This window comes from Clostridium ljungdahlii (assembly GCF_001636845.1).
Taxonomy (GTDB): Bacteria; Bacillota; Clostridia; order Clostridiales; family Clostridiaceae; genus Clostridium_B; species Clostridium_B ljungdahlii_A.
In genome coordinates this window covers 116,541-134,361 of sequence record NZ_LITT01000035.1, presented here as the reverse complement: position 1 = coordinate 134,361, position 17,821 = coordinate 116,541, and the positions used below count along the sequence as shown (strand labels likewise).

Sequence of the window (17,821 nt, the reverse complement as noted above, 5' to 3'; positions counted from 1 at the left end):
AATGAATTTCTATGAACTTAGGATAAAAGTGAAGTTATCAATGAATATGAATTTTGTTGAAATTCCTTATAATATAGGAGTATTTATAAATAATTCTATGCTTAAATCAGCTTTATTAAAAAAATTTCACGAAGAAAAATTTTATAAATATGTATATGATAATTTTTATCCCATAGAGAGGGACAAGATATATAAAAAAGACAAGGTATATTTTTTTAGACTTAGAAGTATGAATATTCAGTTGTTAAACAAAATGGCAATAGCTATTTATAATCATGAATATAATAATATTAAAGCTATAGATGTTGACTTAAAAGTGCAAGAAGTAGATAAGATTAATGAAATATATACCTTAAAACCTGTTATTGTCACTATAGATAGTAAACCATGGCTCAAAGAAAAAAATTCAGTAGATTTATTAATGAAAAGGCTAAATGATAATTTGGAGAAAAAGCTTAACCAAATTGGAGAAAAATGTGGGTTTAGAAAATCGGAAATGTTTGTTAATGAAATGAAAATTTTAAACAAATGCCCTATGAAATATAAGTATAAATCCATTAATCTATTGGGAAACAAAGTTCAAATAAAGGTAAATCAAGATGAGTTTAGTCAGAAGAAGGCGCTGTTAGCACTTGCTTTAGGACTAGGTGAAAAAGGAAGTAGCCTTGGAGCTGGGTTTTGCAATTATAAGTAACATTAATCATTTAACCAATATAGATTTAAAGTAAGGTGTCTTTGAAGTCTTGAAATATAAGAATTAAGCACACTTTTTTATTGTAGTTTTAAAAATAAAAAAATAGTATGTATTTAAGTGAATGATGTTTCCAAAATGAGGAATAAATGTTCAGTAAATATGATATAATAATACGTAGTTACTATATTTAAATTAAGGATGGAATTCTTTATGGATAAATTGAAATTGTTGAGTATTATTGAAAGATGAAATTCTATGTATAAATTGAAATTATTCAGTATTATTGAAAATGGAGAAAATGAATATGATAGGAATATTTGAAACTAATGGAAGTATTCACTTTGACATATCGCCAGTTAATAACACCTCTATAAAAGACTTGAATTTAGACATAATACGAGATTATTTCTTTGAATATAATACTTTTGACTTGTATGAAGAAGATAAGAAAAGCATAGAGAGAATATTAATCAATGCAGATATATTAAAGCAAATAGATGGAAAAGTAACATGCTCCGTAGGAGGACTGCTCATATTTGGAAAAAACATTGATAATGTAATGCCTCAGAATGGCATTAGTTTTGCACATTTTAATGGAAATGAAATAACAGGTGATCTTATAGATAAAAAAGTACTGTGCGGAAGATTGCAAGATATAGCAGATCAAATGTTAGTTATACTAAAAAATAATATAAAAAATCCATCAACCATTAATCAACTAAAGAGGCAGGAAAAAGAAGAATATCCTGCGTTGGTACTTAGAGAAGCTATTGTAAATTCTCTTGTCCATAGAAATTATAGTATTTTGGGATCTAAAATAAGAATTTTTATGTTTGATGATCGTATTGAATTTCATAGTCCAGGAAAATTACCTAATACTGTTACTATTGAAAAAATGAAAATAGGAGTATCCTATGCAAGAAATCCATTTTTAGTAAAATATATGGAAAATATGAGATACATAGATCAGTTGGGTAGGGGAATTCCTATGATAATTAAAACGATGAAAGATATTGGTGCCAGGGAACCGGTTTTGCAGGAATCAGGAGAAGAATTTATTTTAACTATATATAAAGCTTAAAGAAAGGGAGCATCTATAGACTACCTCTCTGAAACATACTATCTATACCCTAAAACCATACAAAAAATTTTATCAAAAATGAAATAATTAAAATCGTCTTTGGTAGAAAGCTGAAGACGATTTTTTAATTTCCAAAAATTTTGGAGATATTTGCTTTGTACCGCATCCCAAAAAGTTTTGCAAAAGAATGGTTTTATAAAATATAATGAAGACAGTGAAAATTATTTTTGGGAGATGAAGCAATGAAGCTAAAAGTTTTAGTAGATAACAACACCTATATAGATAGATATTATTTTGGAGAACCTGCTGTTTCATATTATATTGAAGACGAGGACACTAAAATTCTATTTGACACAGGTTATTCGGATATATTCTTGAAAAATTCAGCTGCATTGGAGGTGGATTTAAAGAACATAGATATAATTGCTATTTCGCATGGGCACAATGATCACACAGGGGGGCTTAAATATTACTTTCAAAAAAAATGTAAAAATAAAATTTCAATACTTGCCCATCCTGATGCATTTAAGGAAAAAATAGATGGAGATTTAAAAATTTGTTCTCCTATTTTGGAAGAAGAGCTAAAAGAAAAATGTAATTTGATTCTTTCCAAAGAACCTAAAAAAATTAGCAAACATATAACTTTTTTAGGGCAGATACCAAGAACGAATGATTTTGAAAATAAAAAACCTATAGGAAGGCAGGCTTCAGGGAAAGCTTTAGTTGACGATTATGTAATGGATGATACGGCACTTGTGTATAAAAGTGAAAAGGGCATTTATGTCATAACAGGATGTTCCCACAGCGGCATATGCAATATAGTGGAATACGCAAAAAAAGTTTGCAGCGACAACAGGGTACTTGGAATTATAGGTGGATTTCATTTATTTCAAGTTAACTCCGGGGTTAGAAAAACTATTGAATATCTAAGAAAAAACAATGTGAAAGAGTTGTATCCTTGTCATTGTACCTCCTTTGCTGTTAAAGCAGAAATACATAAATATTTACCTATAAAGGAAGTAGGAGTGGGGCTGGAAATAAACTGGTGAATTTTGGATTTGTTTGATACATAAAGTATGATATAATTACCACTAGCATTTTATTAAGAAATTATCTAATTTCTTGTTTCAAATATGTGCCAGTATATTACAGGACAGGTCATCAATGTAGATGGTGGAATGGTTATGTAATAGGATATTGTTTTTAAAAAGAATAATACATAGGATTTTAATGGAGTTTTATTTAAATTCACCTTTAGCAGTTATTGATTTAAGGTGAATTTTTTATTTTAAATAAAATAACTATTGCTAACGTAACAATGTTATGTTACACTGTTTTTGAAAAAGAAATTGTTGAGAGGAATGAAAATATGGAAGAGGAAAATCTAATTTCTAAAAAAGAATTGCTTAAAGTAACAGGTATTTCCTATGGCCAATTGTATAGATGGAAGAGAAAAAAATTAATACCTGAGGAATGGTTTATAAAAAGGTCCAGCTTTACAGGTCAGGAGACGTTTTTTCCAAGGGTGGAAATACTGGATAGAGTAGAAAAGATCAAAAATTTTAAAGATGATGTATCTTTAGATGAGCTTGCAAGCATATTTTCACCAAATCTTTCGAAGGTTATTTTAAAAGAAAATGACATATCATCACACAACATTGTTTCACAACCTACTTTCACGCTATATAAAGATGTTCATAAAGAAAGTAGTGAATTTAATTTTAATGAACTGCTGTTTATGACTATAGTAGATAGGTTTTTAAAATCTGGCAAGGTGAGTTTGGAGGAGGCTAAATTAGTACTCAATACTCTGGAAAAAAACTATGAGAAATTTTATGGAAGATATTGTGATGTAGTACTTATAAGAAAGCTTGGAGTTGCTATATGTTTTTTAATGCTGATACCAAATGAAGTATATGTTGAAACTGAAGCCATGCTTGTATTAAAGATAAATGCAGGGGAATGTGTGGAACAATTAAAATCAAAACTAACATTATAAAATAAAGGAGAGTTTTAAAATGGAAGAGAATTTGCAAGATGTAAAAATTTCTGGAGCTGGAATAATTAGGGGTGGAAGGTATGACGAAGTTAAAATAAGTGGGACTGCTAAAATGAATGGAGATATAGAGTGCAGTTCTTATAAAGTATCAGGATCTTCTAATGTGAGCGGAAATTTAAAAAGTAAAATAACTAAAATCAGCGGCAGTACTAAAATATGTGGAAATCTTGATTGTGAAGAAATAACCGTAAGTGGATCTTCTCATATAGTAGGCAGTGTTACTGCAAAAAAAGTTAAAATAAGCGGTTCTTCCCGTATGGATAGTAATTTGCATACGGAAGAAATATCAATATCAGGTTCAGCATCCATAAGTGGAGATTGTGAAGCAGAAAATTTTAATGCAAGAGGAGGCTTTAATATAGACGGATTATTAAATGCAGGAAATATAGATATAGAGATGTATGGAAAATGCACAGTAAAAGATATAGGCGGAGAAAATATAAGTGTTAAATTAGGAGAAGGTCATTTTTTCATGAAAATGATAAATCTTTTCTCAAATTCTGCAAGACTTGTAACAGGCACAATTGAAGGAGATGATATTTATCTTGAAAATACATCTGCAAAAGTAGTAAGAGGAAATAATGTTACTATAGGAGCTAATTGCGATATCGAGACAGTGGAATATAGAAATAAAGCAGATGTTGGTAAAAATTCTAAAATAGTTTGTAAAAAAATAGCTGATAATTAAAGCAATAAGAATACTTGAGTACATTTAATTTACTAACTAAGACCATATGATGGATACTAATTCCACTGTATGGTCTATTTTTATGCATATAGTTACTAATACTTAATACATATTAATTGTGTAATAATTTTTCAAGCGATTTCTATTTTGTTTTAATATATGTATTGTATTAGAAGAATCTAATTGTAATAATATTGAATAAAGGTAATAAATAATAACATATGAAAATAATTGACATTTGTACCAATAAATATTATTATAATAATTAAGAAATCGCTTTCAAAATATAATTGTTTGATTTCAAAAATGATAGGGCATTATACAAAACATAAGTATAATTGTGTAAAATAAGGAAATATTTACATACAGGGAGTTAGATGTTTTGCATATCCTGGATTTTCTGAAATAAAAATAAGTTTAATGGGGGGAAAAATATGAAATTTAAAAAAATTGCTGCTTTAGCAGCAACGGCAGTTTTAACAATTGGTATATTTGCGGGATGCGGTGGCGCAAGTCAGCAGACAAGCTCCTCAAATTCATCAAGTAAGAAAAAGGTAATTGGTTTTGCACAGGTTGGAGCTGAAAGTGGCTGGAGAACAGCAGAAACTAGTTCTATTAAGGAAATTCCTAAATTAGATCCAAACTTTGAACTAAAGTTCTCTGATGGTCAGCAAAAACAGGAAAATCAAATAAAAGCTATAAGATCCTTTATAGCTGAAAAAGTTGATATAATCGCATTGGATCCTGTAGTAGAAACTGGCTGGGATACAGTATTGAGAGAGGCAAAAAATGCCAAGATACCGGTTGTTATAGTAGATAGAAATGTAAAAGTAGCAGATAATTCTCTTGTTACAGCTTTCCTTGGTTCAGATATGGAAGAAGAAGGTAAGAGAGCAGCTAAAATTGTAATTGATAAATTTGGAAAAGATGCAAAGCTTAACATAGCAGAGCTGCAAGGTACTGTTGGATCAACAGCTATGATAGGACGTCAAAAAGGTTTCAATGAAACTATAAAAGATTGTCCAAACTATAAAATTATAAAATCACAAACTGGTGATTTTACCCGTGCAAAAGGTAAGGAAGTTATGGAAGCATTTTTGAAATCTGATGGAAATAAAATTAATGTTTTGTGGTCTCACAATGATGATATGGCAGTTGGAGCTATACAAGCTATAGAGGAATATGGTAAAAAACCAGGAAAAGATATTTTTATAGTTTCTGTTGATGGTATTAAAGATATGTTCAAGTTAATGGCTGATGGAAAATCAAATGGCATAGTTGAGTGCAATCCTCTTTTAGGACCTCAATTGCTAGAAACTTCAAAACAAGTACTAAGTGGTAAACTTAAAGATAAAATTGTACACACTAAAGAGGGTGTATTTACTCAAGATCAAGCTAAAAAAGAATTACCTAACAGAAAATATTAGAATTGTAAATCATAATGTATGAATTGGATATTCCACATTCATACATTATGAAATTTTGATAAATGGGGGTGAATTTAATGGATGAAAGCGATATTGTTCTTAATATGGAAGGCATATGCAAATCTTTTCCCGGAGTTAAAGCTCTTTCCAATGTAGATTTTCAACTTAAAAAAGGTGAGATACATGCTCTTATGGGAGAAAATGGGGCAGGAAAGTCAACTTTAATTAAAGTGCTTACAGGGGTCTATGAAATAGATGAAGGAATCATAACTTTAAATGGGAAAAAAATTATAATTAAATCAACCCGCGATGCTCAGGAAAATGGGATAAGCACTGTTTATCAAGAAGTCAATTTGTGTCCAAACATTACTGTAGCTGAGAATATTTACATTGGAAGAGAACCAATGAAAAGGGGATTTATTGATTGGAATACCATGAATGAAAATGCATCAAAATTATTAGAAGAAAGATTAAATTTAAAAATAGATGTAAAAAAATTATTATCTAGTTATTCTGTTGCAATTCAGCAAATGGTGGCTATAGCAAGGGCTGTAGATATATCAAGTGGAATATTAATTCTTGATGAACCTACATCTAGTTTGGATAGTAATGAAGTTAAACAGCTATTTAGTATTATGAGAAAGTTAAAATCCGAAGGCATGTCAATTGTGTTTGTAACTCACTTCATAGATCAGGTTTATGAAATTTCAGATAGGATAACAATACTTAGAAATGGGGAATTGGTTGGAACTTATGCTGTAAAAGATTTACCTCAAATGGATCTAATCTCGAAGATGATAGGGAAAAAGTATGAAGAAATGGTAAAAGAAAATAAGCAATTATCTCGTGACTATTACAGTAAGGAAGAAAAAAACTTGATAGAAACTAAACAATTTGGCAGAAAAGGAACGATAGATTCTTTTAGTATGAATATAAAAAAGGGTGAAGTACTTGGATTAGCAGGACTTTTAGGTTCCGGAAGAACTGAATGTGCTAAATTGTTGTTTGGTATAGATAAATCAGATCATGGAATATTGATCATTGATGGTAAGGAATATTCATATATTTATCCTCAAAAAGCTATTCAGGAAGGTTTAGGACTTTGTCCGGAAGATAGAAAAGCAGCAGGCATAGTTGGAGAACTAACTATAAGAGAAAATATAATTTTAGCCTTGCAATCCATTAAAGGTATATTTAAATACATTCCAATGAAAAAGCAGCAGGAAATTGCTGAAAAGTATGTTAAACTCCTAAATATTAAAACTCCTAGTATAGAACAGAGAATTGACAATTTGAGTGGTGGAAATCAATAAAAGGTTATACTGGCAAGATGGCTTGCCACAGATCCTCAGATTTTAATCTTGGACGAGCCTACAAGAGGTATTGATGTAGGTGCCAAGGATGAAATAAAAAAATTAATTATAAAACTAGCAAAAAAAGGCATGTCAATTATATTTATATCTTCCGAACTTTCAGAAATAGAAAGTTGCTGTGATAGGGTACTTGTACTTAGAGATAGAAAAATTATAGGGGAGTTAGCAGGAGAAGAGGTACAAGAAGCCAACATACTTAAGACTATTGCGGAAGGAGGTAACATCAGTGCATAATACTAAAACTTCCAATATATTTATGAAATTTTATCATATGCAGATATTTTGGCCGGTAGCAGCATTAATTGCGCTGCTTTTATTGAATTTTTTAGTAAGACCAGGTTTTCTTAATATAACAATTAGGGATGGACACTTATTTGGAAATGTAATAGATATACTTAATCATTCAGCACCACTTATATTAATATCATTAGGTATGACAATAGTTATTGCCACCCAGGGAATAGATATTTCTGTTGGATCTATAATTGCTATAAGTGCTTCTGTTTCGGCAACAGTTATAGTTGGAGGTGGTTCTGTTTTAGCGGCAGTATTATCGGGAGCAATAGTAGGAGTACTTTGTGGAATATGGAATGGCTTCTTGGTAGCTTATATTGAAATTCAACCTATGGTTGCTACGCTTATTTTATACATAGTTGGAAGAGGTATAGCCCAACTTATTACAGGGGGCCAAATACTAACATTTACTAATAAGTCATTTATTTTTATAGGAACAGGATATATTTTTTTACCTGTGGCAATAATTATTGCTGCTGTAATTGTTTTTGCAATTTATTTACTTATTAGAAAAACAGCATTGGGTTTATTTGTTGAATCTATAGGTGTAAATAACAGTGCTAGCAGATACTGTGGTATAAGGGCACGAAAAGTTATTTTTTCACTTTATATTATATCTGGTATTCTAGCGGGTATTGCAGGCATTATTTTATGCTCTAACATAAAGAGTGCAGATGCAAACAATGTAGGATTGTGGATGGAATTAGATGCTATATTAGCTACTGTTATTGGAGGAACTTCCATGGCAGGTGGTAGATTTTATTTAGGAGGGACAGTAGTAGGAGCAATATTTATACAAGCATTAACAACAACCATTTATAGTATGGGAGTGGCTCCAGAAATTACTCTTGTAGTTAAAGCCATAGTAGTTATAATAGTTTGTATTATACAATCTGAGGCATTTAGAAAAATGCTAGTAAGAAAGAAATCAAAAAATAATACAACTAAAAGTAAACCTGAAAAAGAGGTGGCTCGTGTATGATAAAAGGGTTAACTAATAAGAAGAAAATTTTTAAATTAAATCCATCATTTATTTCGATTTACGCTACAATTGGTTTGTTTATAGTATTATTTTTAATTGGATCTGTTATGTTTAGTGGATTTTTTTCAGGACAAGTATTAGCAAATCTTTTTATAGATAATGCTTATTTAATAGTTTTAGCTATTGGTCAAACTTTTGTTATTATTACAGGTGGAATAGATCTTTCTGTAGGTTCTATGATAGCTTTTATAAGTATGATTACTGCAAGCCTATTGCAAAATGGAGTTAATCCGTTTTTGGTTATGATTTTTGTTTTAATTGTAGGTATTGTATTTGGAACAGTTCAGGGGATATTAGTAGAAAAATTTGATCTTCACCCATGGATTGTAACATTAGCAGGTATGTTTTTTGCACGAGGCTCAAGTTATGTTATAAGTATAAATACTATAAGCATTAAAAATCCGGTATTTACTGCTATTTCAGGTTTTAGAATACCCATTGGGCCAGGTGTAGCTATATCTATTAATGTAATTGTTAGTTTAATAGTAGCGGCAGTTGCTATATTTGTATTAAAGTATACAAGGTTTGGTAGAACCGTATATGCAATTGGTGGAAATGAAAATTCAGCTATGCTTATGGGTTTAAATACTGGAAAAGTTAAAATTCTTGTTTATACTGTATCTGGTTTTTGTTCTTCTTTAGCGGGACTGTTATTTACTTTATATACACTATCCGGTTATGGTTTACATTGCTTGGGGACGGAGATGGATGCCATTGCAGCTTGTGTAATAGGAGGAATATTACTAACAGGAGGATCAGGATATCCTATAGGACCTGTATTTGGTGTCTTAACTATGGGTATAATTCAAAGCCTTATAATGTTTCAGGGAAATCTTAATTCTTGGTGGACAAAGATTGCAGTAGGAATGCTGCTATTTATATTTATTGCACTGCAGAGAATTATTGTTATTAGGGAAGAAAAGAAAAAGGTTGTTATAAGCTGATGAGTTTTATATTTAAAGTTAGGGTAAAATAAAAGGTGTCCAGTTTTATATTTGGTCACCTTTTATTTAGCTTATTTTTCATTTCATGAACATACTGAATAGACAAGTTATGATAGCAATTAGACAAATTGAAAAAAACGCTGCTTTGCTTATAATTATAATGTTAAATAGACTTAAAAGGAACAAAGATATTACTAATATAGATGCAATTGTTGATAATGTATCTAATAATTTTTTTAATGCTTTATGATTTTTATGAGTTAAAGAACCCTCCTTAATTCTATTTAATGTAGTGTAATAAGATATACAAGGTAATCCTGTAAAAATAGTTATTACTAATGTTATTATTAATGTAGGTATTAAAATAATACCAAAAATTTTTATATATATGTAAGGTATATAATTATATTTAGCAAGTGATAATAAAATAATAAATAAAATAGAGCATACAATAAGGAATAAAAATGATGGCACTGCGATTTTTTTAGTTAATTTATACTGGCTTATATATTTTTCTGATTTGGTATAACTGTCTGTATAAATTGGTTTTGTGTCTTCAGGGGCACTGAATATATGTATTGCATTTGATATGGAACATACATGATTCCATCCTGCTTCTTTGAAGTATGAAAAATACTCTTCATCTGCATTATATCTATAATCTAGAGAATATTGCAGTTTTTCAGGTTTAGCTTTTTTGAGTTTATACCCCATAAAGCTAAATTTATATAAAATCCAGCCTTTGCTTGCATAATCAGAGAGCATTTCCATTTCTTCCTCTTCTCCAAAAGCTACTCCTTTGCTCATGACATATTTTGTGTTGGACATATACTATAACATCTCCTCATTATTAAATATTTCTTCTGCAATTTGAACCATCTTACGTTTTCTTTCAACTTCATTTTTTAAAAATTGAATTCCTTTATCTGTAGCAATGTAAACTTTTTTTTGATCTGATTCCTCTGTAAGTTTTATGAGTTTTGCATCAAGAAGTTTTTTTATACTTGTATACAAAGATGCAGGACCTATTGAAAACTTGCCTTTTGACATTTTTTCAACTGATTTCATAATCAAATAGCCATGTTTAGGTTTTATTAAAGATAGCAAAATATAATAGTAGGTGTCTGTAAGTTCACCCATTTCTAAAGAATTATTTCTAGCCATTTTTACCTCCTATATATCATTAAATGACATATGATTTAATATACTATATCATTTAATGATATATGTGTCAACAGATATAAAATAGTTTTAAATTATTATTTTTTATTTATTTCTACATTTAATTTTCTGTATTTGTAGTAGAATAGTTTTAAATGATCAATTTATAAGTGTGGAGGCTAATTTATGAAATTATTATTGACCAACGACGATGGAGTTAATGCAAAGGGAATATATGCATTAGCCAAGGAATTAGAAAAAAAGCATGAATTGATAATTGTTGCGCCGGATGTTGAAAAAAGTGCCAGCAGTCATTCAATAACAGTAAGAGATCCTTTATTTGTCAAACAAGTGAAGCTTGAAGGAATAAAATCAAAAGCCTACAGCGTCACTGGTACACCTGCAGATTGTGTAAAGATTGCAATAGATAAAATTGTAGATGGAAATATAGATATGGTCTTATCTGGAATAAATAATGGATTGAATATTGGATTGGACGTGTTGTATTCTGGTACGGTTTCTGCAGCTATTGAGGCTGCCATCAATAAAATACCTTCACTGGCTGCATCTATGGAAGTGGAAGATGGAGTAGAAGGAGAATATGAGGATGCAGCAAAATGTGTTTCAGAAGTACTGGAAAAGCTTGAAGATAAATATATGAAAGATGATGTTGTATTTAATTTAAATATGCCTATGAAAATAAAAAAAGGAATTAAAGTGTGTAAAATTGGTGAAAGAGGATATACTGGTTATTTTATAGAGGTGGATTCTAAAGATGAGGGAAAGACTTTTCAATTAAAAGGTAAGATGAGTGATTCCTATGCTAATGACACAGATGGATATTTTATGAAACAAGGTTATGCTACTTTAACGCCACTTCACTATGATCTTACTAATTTTAAACTGCTTAAACAGGTTGATAAAATTTTTAATTAATAAAAATGGATAAAAACTTGTGTTTTTGTAATGGTAGCAGATAAAACTATGCAGCAGGTACTTAGTAAAAGTTGTGATATTGGATTTTGTGGGCCGGAGCAGACAATATATATATATAACCAGAAGAGAAGGGATTACCCCGTACTTTTTGCACAACTTACAACTACAGATGGTTCTTTTTTAGTTGGTAGAAAAGCGGAAAAAAACTTTGATTGGAAATCTGTAAAAGGTAAAAGTATAATTGGAGGAAGACCTGGCGGAGTTCCCGAAATGGCTCTGGAGTATGTATTGCAGAAAAATGGAATTCAACCTGGAAAAGACGTTAACTTGATAACTAATATTGCTTATACTGCAACAGGAGGAGCTTTTAAATCGAAAACAGGTGACTATGTTGCACTTTTTGAACCAACAGCTAGTATGCTTGAAAAAGATAAAAATGGATACGTAGTTGCTTCAGTAGGCAAATCTGCTGGTGTACTTCCATACACATGTTATTTTTCAACTAAATCCTATATGGAAAAGAATCCACAGACTATACAAAAATTCACTGATGCAATTCATCAAGGACAAATATGGGTTCAAAAACACAATGACACAGAAGTAGCTGAAGCTATAAAATCATTTTTCCCTGGAACAGATGAAGGTATCTTGATTTCTGTAGTGAAAAATTATAGATCTATAAATGCCTATGCGACTACTCCAGTTATAAAAGAGCAGGATTTAAACAGACTTGTGGATATAATACAAAACTATAAACCTAGTTTAATACCTTCAAGACCAGACTTTAACAAGATAGTTAATAACTCTTTTGCAGAAAAAGCTATTAAATAGCTTATAGTATTTCAAAATAGAAATAAACTTGAATACATCAACAGACTGTTAGTAATTGAAAATTACATTTAAGTTAAGAATTAATAGTTAAGAATTAACCATAACTATTAATTCTTAACTATTAATTTTAAATTTAAGTTCTGTCTACACATAAATTTTGATATAATGGAATAAAATACAATTAAAGTCTTTTTGCTGTATGAATGGTAGGTGGTGTATATTTTGAATGATGAATATTTAGATTATATAGAAGATTATGCTCGAAAGGTTGATTTTAAGAAAATAGGAGAAAATCCATTTTATTTTGAAAAAGTGTATAGAGACATAAGTATGAAATTTGAAGATCTATATGGAGTTTCGTATAATGAAATGGATGAAGTATATATTCCAGGAACGTTATTAAATGCAGATAATAAAAAATTTATTGCTATATTTTTTATAGGTGTAAGAAATGGTGGGATAAATTATAGAGCTATTATATTTCATCCTAAATATGGTCTTGTAGATGAAGATGATTTTCAAGATGTATTATCGGAAGAAGAATACCTTTCTATGATACACTATAAATATAGATTGTGTGTAAAATTATTGAATGATTCGCCAGGAAATATGTTTAAAAAATACTAGTTGTATAAGATTAATGCATATAGGGATTTACTATAAAAATTCTTGACAGGTTGAAAAATAACGTTATAATAGAACTATATAAATTTGAATTTGTTAACTGTGAAAAAGAGGATTAGAGATAATGGAGTATAAAGAGAGGAAAACTTGTTAGTTGAGAGGTTTTCTATATGTATTATCTTGAAGGTAGCTTTGGAGTTTCTTTGCTGAAATAACAGTAGGTAAAGACGGTTTTCTTAATCGTTATTTTTTAAGAGCCTGTATTTACAGGAAAAAAGGTGGTAACGCGGGTCTTCGTCCTTTATGGATGAAGGCTTTTTTTGATTTAAGAATGTAAATACTTGAATTGGTATTAATATTAGAATATCTAATAATTAGGAGGAGATTTGATGGCACAAAAGAAAGAAATGGCAACTACTTATAACCCAAAAGAATTTGAAGACAGACTTTATGATCTTTGGCAAGAAAAAGGATACTTTACACCCAAAGCAGATAAAAATAAAAAATCCTATACAATAGTAATACCACCTCCAAATATTACGGGAAAATTGCACCTTGGACACGCGCTAGATGATACTATACAGGACATAATAATAAGAACAAAGAGAATGCAAGGCTACAGTACACTATGGCTTCCGGGTGAAGATCATGCAAGTATTGCAACTGAGGTAAAAGTTGAAAAAGAACTTCTAAAAGATGGAATAGAAAAAAAGAAAATAGGAAGAGAAAAATTCCTTGAAAAAACATGGGATTGGAGTAATGAATACAGAGGAAGAATAAGAAACCAGGTAAAGAAGCTTGGTTGTTCTGCAGATTTTACAAGAGAGCGATTTACTATGGATGAAGGCCTCAATAAGGCAGTAAAAAAGTTCTTTGTAAAACTATATAATGATGGCCTTATATATCAGGGAAACAGGATAATAAACTGGTGTCCTAAATGTCAGACAGCTATATCCGATGCGGAAATCGAGTATGAAGAGCAGCAGGGACATTTTTGGCACATAAAATATAAGATTGTAGGTAGTGACGAATACCTTGAAATTGCAACGACAAGGCCTGAAACAATGTTTGGAGATACAGCCATTGCAGTTAATCCTAAGGATGAAAGATATAAGCATTTAGTAGGAAAGAAAGCTATACTTCCAATTATAAATAGGGAAATACCTATAGTTTCCGATGACTATGTAGACATGGAGTTTGGTACAGGAGCAGTTAAGATAACACCAGCGCATGACCCTAATGACTATCATGTAGGAAAAAGACATAACCTTCCTGAAATAATAATAATGAACGAAGATGGAACTATAAAATTACCTGGAACAAAATATGATGGACTTGATAGATATGAAGCTAGAAAGTTAGTAGTAGAAGATTTAGATAAGCAGGGATATTTGGTTAAAATCAAAGAACATGCACATAATGTAGGATGTCATGACAGATGTGGTACTACTATCGAACCTATGCTTTCAAAGCAGTGGTTTGTAAAGATGAAATCACTAGCAGAACCTGCTATTAAGGTTGTAAGAGATAAAAAGGTTAAATTTGTACCTGAAAGATTTGAAAAAACTTACTTCAACTGGATGGAAAATATTCAGGATTGGTGTATTTCAAGACAGCTCTGGTGGGGACATAGAATTCCTGTTTGGTACTGCAAGGATTGTGGTGAAGTTATAGTAACAGATGGAGAAGCTTTAAAATGTCCAAAGTGCGGTTCAACTAACTTAGAGCAGGATAAAGATGTACTGGATACTTGGTTTAGTTCTGCACTATGGCCTTTCTCAACACTTGGATGGCCAGATAAGACAGAGGATTTGAAATGCTTCTACCCTAACAATACTCTTGTTACAGGATACGACATAATATTCTTCTGGGTTGCAAGGATGATATTCTCAGGTCTTTACTGTATGGATGATATTCCTTTTGAAAATGTACTTATACACGGTATCGTAAGGGATTCTCAAGGAAGAAAAATGTCAAAATCACTTGGAAATGGTGTAGATCCAATAGAGGTAATAGATGAGTATGGAGCAGATGCTCTTAGATTTACTCTTATTACAGGAAATGCACCAGGAAATGACATAAGGTATTATCCAGAAAGAGTTGAAGCATCTAGAAATTTTGCAAACAAAATATGGAATGCTTCAAGATTTGTACTTATGAACATAGATGAAGATTTGATGAATAAGTATAAAGACTGCAAAGATTACAGTGGTGCAGATAGATGGATAATGTCTAAATTAAATACTCTTGTAAAAGAAGTTACAGATAATATAGAAAAATTTGAACTTGGAATAGCTTCTCAGAAATTATATGATTTTATATGGGGAGAATTATGTGATTGGTATATAGAACTTGTTAAACCTGTTATGTATGGTGAGGACGAAAAAGCTAAGGGTGTGGCATACAATGTATTAAACAATGTATTATCCACAAGTTTGCAGCTATTACATCCTGTAATGCCTTTCATAACTGAAGAAATATATACTCATCTTTATACAGAGTATGAATCCATAACTATATCGAAATGGCCAGAATATGATGAAAGCCTGAAGGATTTAAAGGCAGAAAAAGATATGGAATATATTATAGAGGCTATTAGAGAAATAAGAAATATTAGAACAGAAATGAATGTACCATTTTCTAGAAAAGCAAAAATTATGGTTCATGTAGCTGAAAAAGGTGCATATGAAGCTTTTCAAAATGGAGAAGATTATTTCAAAAAATTAGCTTCTGCTAGTGAGGTTGAATTTTTAAAAGATAAAAATGATGCACCAAAAAATATAGTATCGGCAGTAACTAGAGGAGCAGAATTATTTATTCCACTTTTTGATCTGGTAGATATGGATAAGGAAATTGAAAGACTTAATAAGGAAAAGGAAAAACTAGAGGGAGAAATAAAGAGAGTAGAAAACAAACTTTCAAATGAAAAATTTGTTTCCAAGGCACCGGAAGCTGTGGTAAATGCAGAAAGAGAAAAAGGAGATAAGTACAGAGAAATGCTGAATACTGTAATTGAAAGATTGCAGAATATAAAATAAACAAAATGTGGGGATGTGTTACTATGAATTACAATGAAACAGTTGAATATATAGAAACTACTGCTAAATTTGGAAGTAACTATGGACTTGATAGGACAGAAAAGATGTTGGAGCTTTTAGGTAACCCACAGAAGAAAATAAAGACAATACATGTAGCGGGTACCAATGGAAAAGGTTCTATTACGGCAATGATAAATAGAATACTAATGGAAGCAGGATTTAAGGTAGGTATGTATACTTCACCTTATTTAGAAGTATTTGAAGAGAGAATTCAGATAAATGGTGTCAATATACCTAAGGATGATTTGAGTAGGGTAGTAACAAAGGTGGCAGAAGTTGTTAAAAAAGTTATTGAACTCGGGTATGAAAACCCTACCGAATTTGAGATAATTACCTGTACTATGTTCTATTATTTCTATGAGAAGAAAGTTGATATAGCTGTAGTTGAAGTTGGACTTGGGGGAAGACTTGATGCCACAAATGTTATGGCACCATTTTCAAAAGAAGAAGATGGAGGAGTATTACTTAGCATAATTGCTTCTATAAGCTATGACCACATGCAGATACTAGGAGATACCTTAGCTGAGATAGCTCATGAAAAGGCAGGAATAGTTAAGCCTGGTATATCCGTAATACTTTATCCTGAAGAAAAAGAAGCAGAAGAAGCTATAGAAAAAGTATGCAGTGAAAGGGGAAGCACACTTATAAAGGTTCCTTGTGATTGTGTAGAGCCTGAAGATCAGGAAAAGGTGAACAATAACAGCAAAGAATATGTGCAAAAGATAAAGGTACATACAAAAAAAGAAGATTACCATATTAAATTATCCCTTTTAGGTAGACATCAGCTTACAAATTGTGCTTGTGCCCTATTTGCTATAGAGGAACTGTCTAGATATGGATTTGATATAGATAAGCAGACTATATTAAAAGCACTTTCTAATGTGAAATGGATTGGAAGACTTGAAGTAATGCACCGAAAGCCACTGGTTGTAATAGATGGGGCACACAATAGAGAAGGAATTTCCATGCTGAGGAAAAACTTGTGTACCTATTTTAACTACAATAAGATGATACTTATACTTGGTATATTGGCAGATAAAGAAGTTGAAGTAATGGTAAAAACTATTGTTCCTTTAGCGGAGAGAGTAATAGCTGTTACTCCAAACAATACAAGAGCTGAAAATTCAAAAGAATTAAAAGGTGTCATAGAAAAATATAACTCTAAATGTGAAGCTTTGGATAGTTATGAAGAGGCTTACGAAAAGGCACTTTCTTACTGCAGCGAAGATGATATCTTATTGATATCGGGTTCTCTTTATATGATAGGCGACATGAGGAAAATTATAAGAAAGCACAATAACAGCAAATAACCACTATAAAGTTTCTAGATTGAAAGTTAACTTATACAAAGCATGTAATGACAAATTTTAGCACCATAAAAACTTTTGACAAGTCTAAAGCTCGGTATTTTGAAAATCTAAGAACCTTAGATAAACTCGTACCTCAAACATATCTAAGCTCCTAAGATTTTCTAAAATGCCTCGCTAAGACTTATGGAAAAGTTTTTAAAGGTGCTTTCAATTTTGTCATTACATTTTATGTATAAGTTTAAATTTCAATTAGAAGCCC

Annotated in this window: 15 protein-coding genes, 1 pseudogene and 1 other annotated feature; of the genes and pseudogenes, 14 read left to right on the top strand and 2 right to left on the bottom strand. The window is 30.8% G+C overall.

The window, feature by feature from the left end; translation table 11 throughout:
- The first annotated feature begins 1 nt into the window (after nt 1).
- The 9 genes and pseudogenes from WY13_RS13090 (at nt 2) to yjfF (ending at nt 9,602) form a co-directional block, all read left to right on the top strand.
- Complete coding sequence (locus tag WY13_RS13090) at nt 2-694, top strand: hypothetical protein (protein WP_063556078.1); 693 nt, start codon at nt 2-4, stop codon at nt 692-694.
- A gap of 304 nt (nt 695-998) precedes the next feature.
- On the top strand, nt 999-1,775 hold the full coding sequence (locus tag WY13_RS13085) for an ATP-binding protein (protein ID WP_242866493.1): 777 nt from the start codon (nt 999-1,001) through the stop codon (nt 1,773-1,775).
- Nucleotides 1,776-2,017: 242 nt separating this feature from the next.
- Nucleotides 2,018-2,824: an MBL fold metallo-hydrolase gene (locus WY13_RS13080; RefSeq protein WP_063556077.1), complete on the top strand. Its 807-nt coding sequence runs from the start codon at nt 2,018-2,020 to the stop codon at nt 2,822-2,824.
- 320 nt (nt 2,825-3,144) lie between these two features.
- The gene (locus WY13_RS13075) at nt 3,145-3,774 is read left to right on the top strand and encodes a YhbD family protein (protein WP_063556076.1); all 630 of its coding nucleotides are present in this window, start codon (nt 3,145-3,147) and stop codon (nt 3,772-3,774) included.
- 19 nt (nt 3,775-3,793) lie between these two features.
- A complete protein-coding gene (locus WY13_RS13070) occupies nt 3,794-4,522 on the top strand; it encodes a polymer-forming cytoskeletal protein (RefSeq protein ID WP_063556075.1) in 729 nt (242 codons plus the stop codon).
- A 434-nt stretch (nt 4,523-4,956) separates the two neighbouring features.
- Complete coding sequence (locus WY13_RS13065; RefSeq protein WP_063556074.1) at nt 4,957-5,949, top strand: ABC transporter substrate-binding protein; 993 nt, start codon at nt 4,957-4,959, stop codon at nt 5,947-5,949.
- A 77-nt stretch (nt 5,950-6,026) separates the two neighbouring features.
- A pseudogene (locus tag WY13_RS13060) lies at nt 6,027-7,556 on the top strand (sugar ABC transporter ATP-binding protein).
- Nucleotides 7,549-8,598: an ABC transporter permease gene (locus WY13_RS13055; protein WP_431602466.1), complete on the top strand. Its 1,050-nt coding sequence runs from the start codon at nt 7,549-7,551 to the stop codon at nt 8,596-8,598. Before WY13_RS13060 ends, WY13_RS13055 begins: the two are co-directional and overlap by 8 nt.
- Complete coding sequence (gene yjfF / locus WY13_RS13050; protein WP_063556073.1) at nt 8,595-9,602, top strand: galactofuranose ABC transporter, permease protein YjfF; 1,008 nt, start codon at nt 8,595-8,597, stop codon at nt 9,600-9,602. The genes WY13_RS13055 and yjfF overlap by 4 nt, the downstream gene beginning before the upstream one ends.
- Before the next feature lie 78 nt (nt 9,603-9,680).
- Here the strand turns inward: yjfF and WY13_RS13045 are convergent, their stop codons facing one another.
- The gene (locus WY13_RS13045) at nt 9,681-10,430 is read right to left on the bottom strand and encodes a DUF2812 domain-containing protein (RefSeq protein ID WP_063556072.1); all 750 of its coding nucleotides are present in this window, start codon (nt 10,428-10,430) and stop codon (nt 9,681-9,683) included.
- A gap of 3 nt (nt 10,431-10,433) precedes the next feature.
- Nucleotides 10,434-10,766, bottom strand: a complete 333-nt coding sequence (locus WY13_RS13040) for a PadR family transcriptional regulator (RefSeq protein ID WP_063556071.1) — start codon at nt 10,764-10,766, stop codon at nt 10,434-10,436.
- A gap of 183 nt (nt 10,767-10,949) precedes the next feature.
- On the opposite strand from WY13_RS13040, the gene surE reads away from it, so the two are divergent.
- The 5 genes from surE (at nt 10,950) to WY13_RS13015 (ending at nt 17,562) form a co-directional block, all read left to right on the top strand.
- Complete coding sequence (gene surE, locus WY13_RS13035; protein ID WP_063556070.1) at nt 10,950-11,699, top strand: 5'/3'-nucleotidase SurE; 750 nt, start codon at nt 10,950-10,952, stop codon at nt 11,697-11,699.
- 30 nt (nt 11,700-11,729) lie between these two features.
- Nucleotides 11,730-12,530 carry an ABC transporter substrate-binding protein gene (locus WY13_RS13030; protein WP_242866492.1) on the top strand — a complete coding sequence of 267 codons (801 nt, stop codon included), beginning with the start codon at nt 11,730-11,732 and terminating at the stop codon, nt 12,528-12,530.
- A 222-nt stretch (nt 12,531-12,752) separates the two neighbouring features.
- Nucleotides 12,753-13,157, top strand: a complete 405-nt coding sequence (locus WY13_RS13025; protein WP_063556068.1) for a hypothetical protein — start codon at nt 12,753-12,755, stop codon at nt 13,155-13,157.
- Between the two features lie 90 nt (nt 13,158-13,247).
- Nucleotides 13,248-13,459, top strand: a binding site (T-box leader).
- An 84-nt stretch (nt 13,460-13,543) separates the two neighbouring features.
- Complete coding sequence (locus tag WY13_RS13020) at nt 13,544-16,192, top strand: valine--tRNA ligase (RefSeq protein ID WP_063556067.1); 2,649 nt, start codon at nt 13,544-13,546, stop codon at nt 16,190-16,192.
- Nucleotides 16,193-16,215: 23 nt separating this feature from the next.
- Nucleotides 16,216-17,562, top strand: a complete 1,347-nt coding sequence (locus tag WY13_RS13015; protein ID WP_063556066.1) for a bifunctional folylpolyglutamate synthase/dihydrofolate synthase — start codon at nt 16,216-16,218, stop codon at nt 17,560-17,562.
- Nucleotides 17,563-17,821: the final 259 nt, after the last annotated feature.

Bases quoted from the DNA above. Each gene is read 5' to 3' on its own strand.
- WY13_RS13090 (WP_063556078.1), top strand. From the start codon at position 2: ATGAATTTCTATGAACTTAGGATAAAAGTGAAGTTATCAATGAATATG.
- WY13_RS13085 (WP_242866493.1), top strand. From the start codon at position 999: ATGATAGGAATATTTGAAACTAATGGAAGTATTCACTTTGACATATCG.
- WY13_RS13080 (WP_063556077.1), top strand. From the start codon at position 2,018: ATGAAGCTAAAAGTTTTAGTAGATAACAACACCTATATAGATAGATAT.
- WY13_RS13075 (WP_063556076.1), top strand. From the start codon at position 3,145: ATGGAAGAGGAAAATCTAATTTCTAAAAAAGAATTGCTTAAAGTAACA.
- WY13_RS13070 (WP_063556075.1), top strand. From the start codon at position 3,794: ATGGAAGAGAATTTGCAAGATGTAAAAATTTCTGGAGCTGGAATAATT.
- WY13_RS13065 (WP_063556074.1), top strand. From the start codon at position 4,957: ATGAAATTTAAAAAAATTGCTGCTTTAGCAGCAACGGCAGTTTTAACA.
- yjfF (WP_063556073.1), top strand. From the start codon at position 8,595: ATGATAAAAGGGTTAACTAATAAGAAGAAAATTTTTAAATTAAATCCA.
- WY13_RS13045 (WP_063556072.1), bottom strand. From the start codon at position 10,430: ATGTCCAACACAAAATATGTCATGAGCAAAGGAGTAGCTTTTGGAGAA.
- WY13_RS13040 (WP_063556071.1), bottom strand. From the start codon at position 10,766: ATGGCTAGAAATAATTCTTTAGAAATGGGTGAACTTACAGACACCTAC.
- surE (WP_063556070.1), top strand. From the start codon at position 10,950: ATGAAATTATTATTGACCAACGACGATGGAGTTAATGCAAAGGGAATA.
- WY13_RS13030 (WP_242866492.1), top strand. From the start codon at position 11,730: ATGGTAGCAGATAAAACTATGCAGCAGGTACTTAGTAAAAGTTGTGAT.
- WY13_RS13020 (WP_063556067.1), top strand. From the start codon at position 13,544: ATGGCACAAAAGAAAGAAATGGCAACTACTTATAACCCAAAAGAATTT.
- WY13_RS13015 (WP_063556066.1), top strand. From the start codon at position 16,216: ATGAATTACAATGAAACAGTTGAATATATAGAAACTACTGCTAAATTT.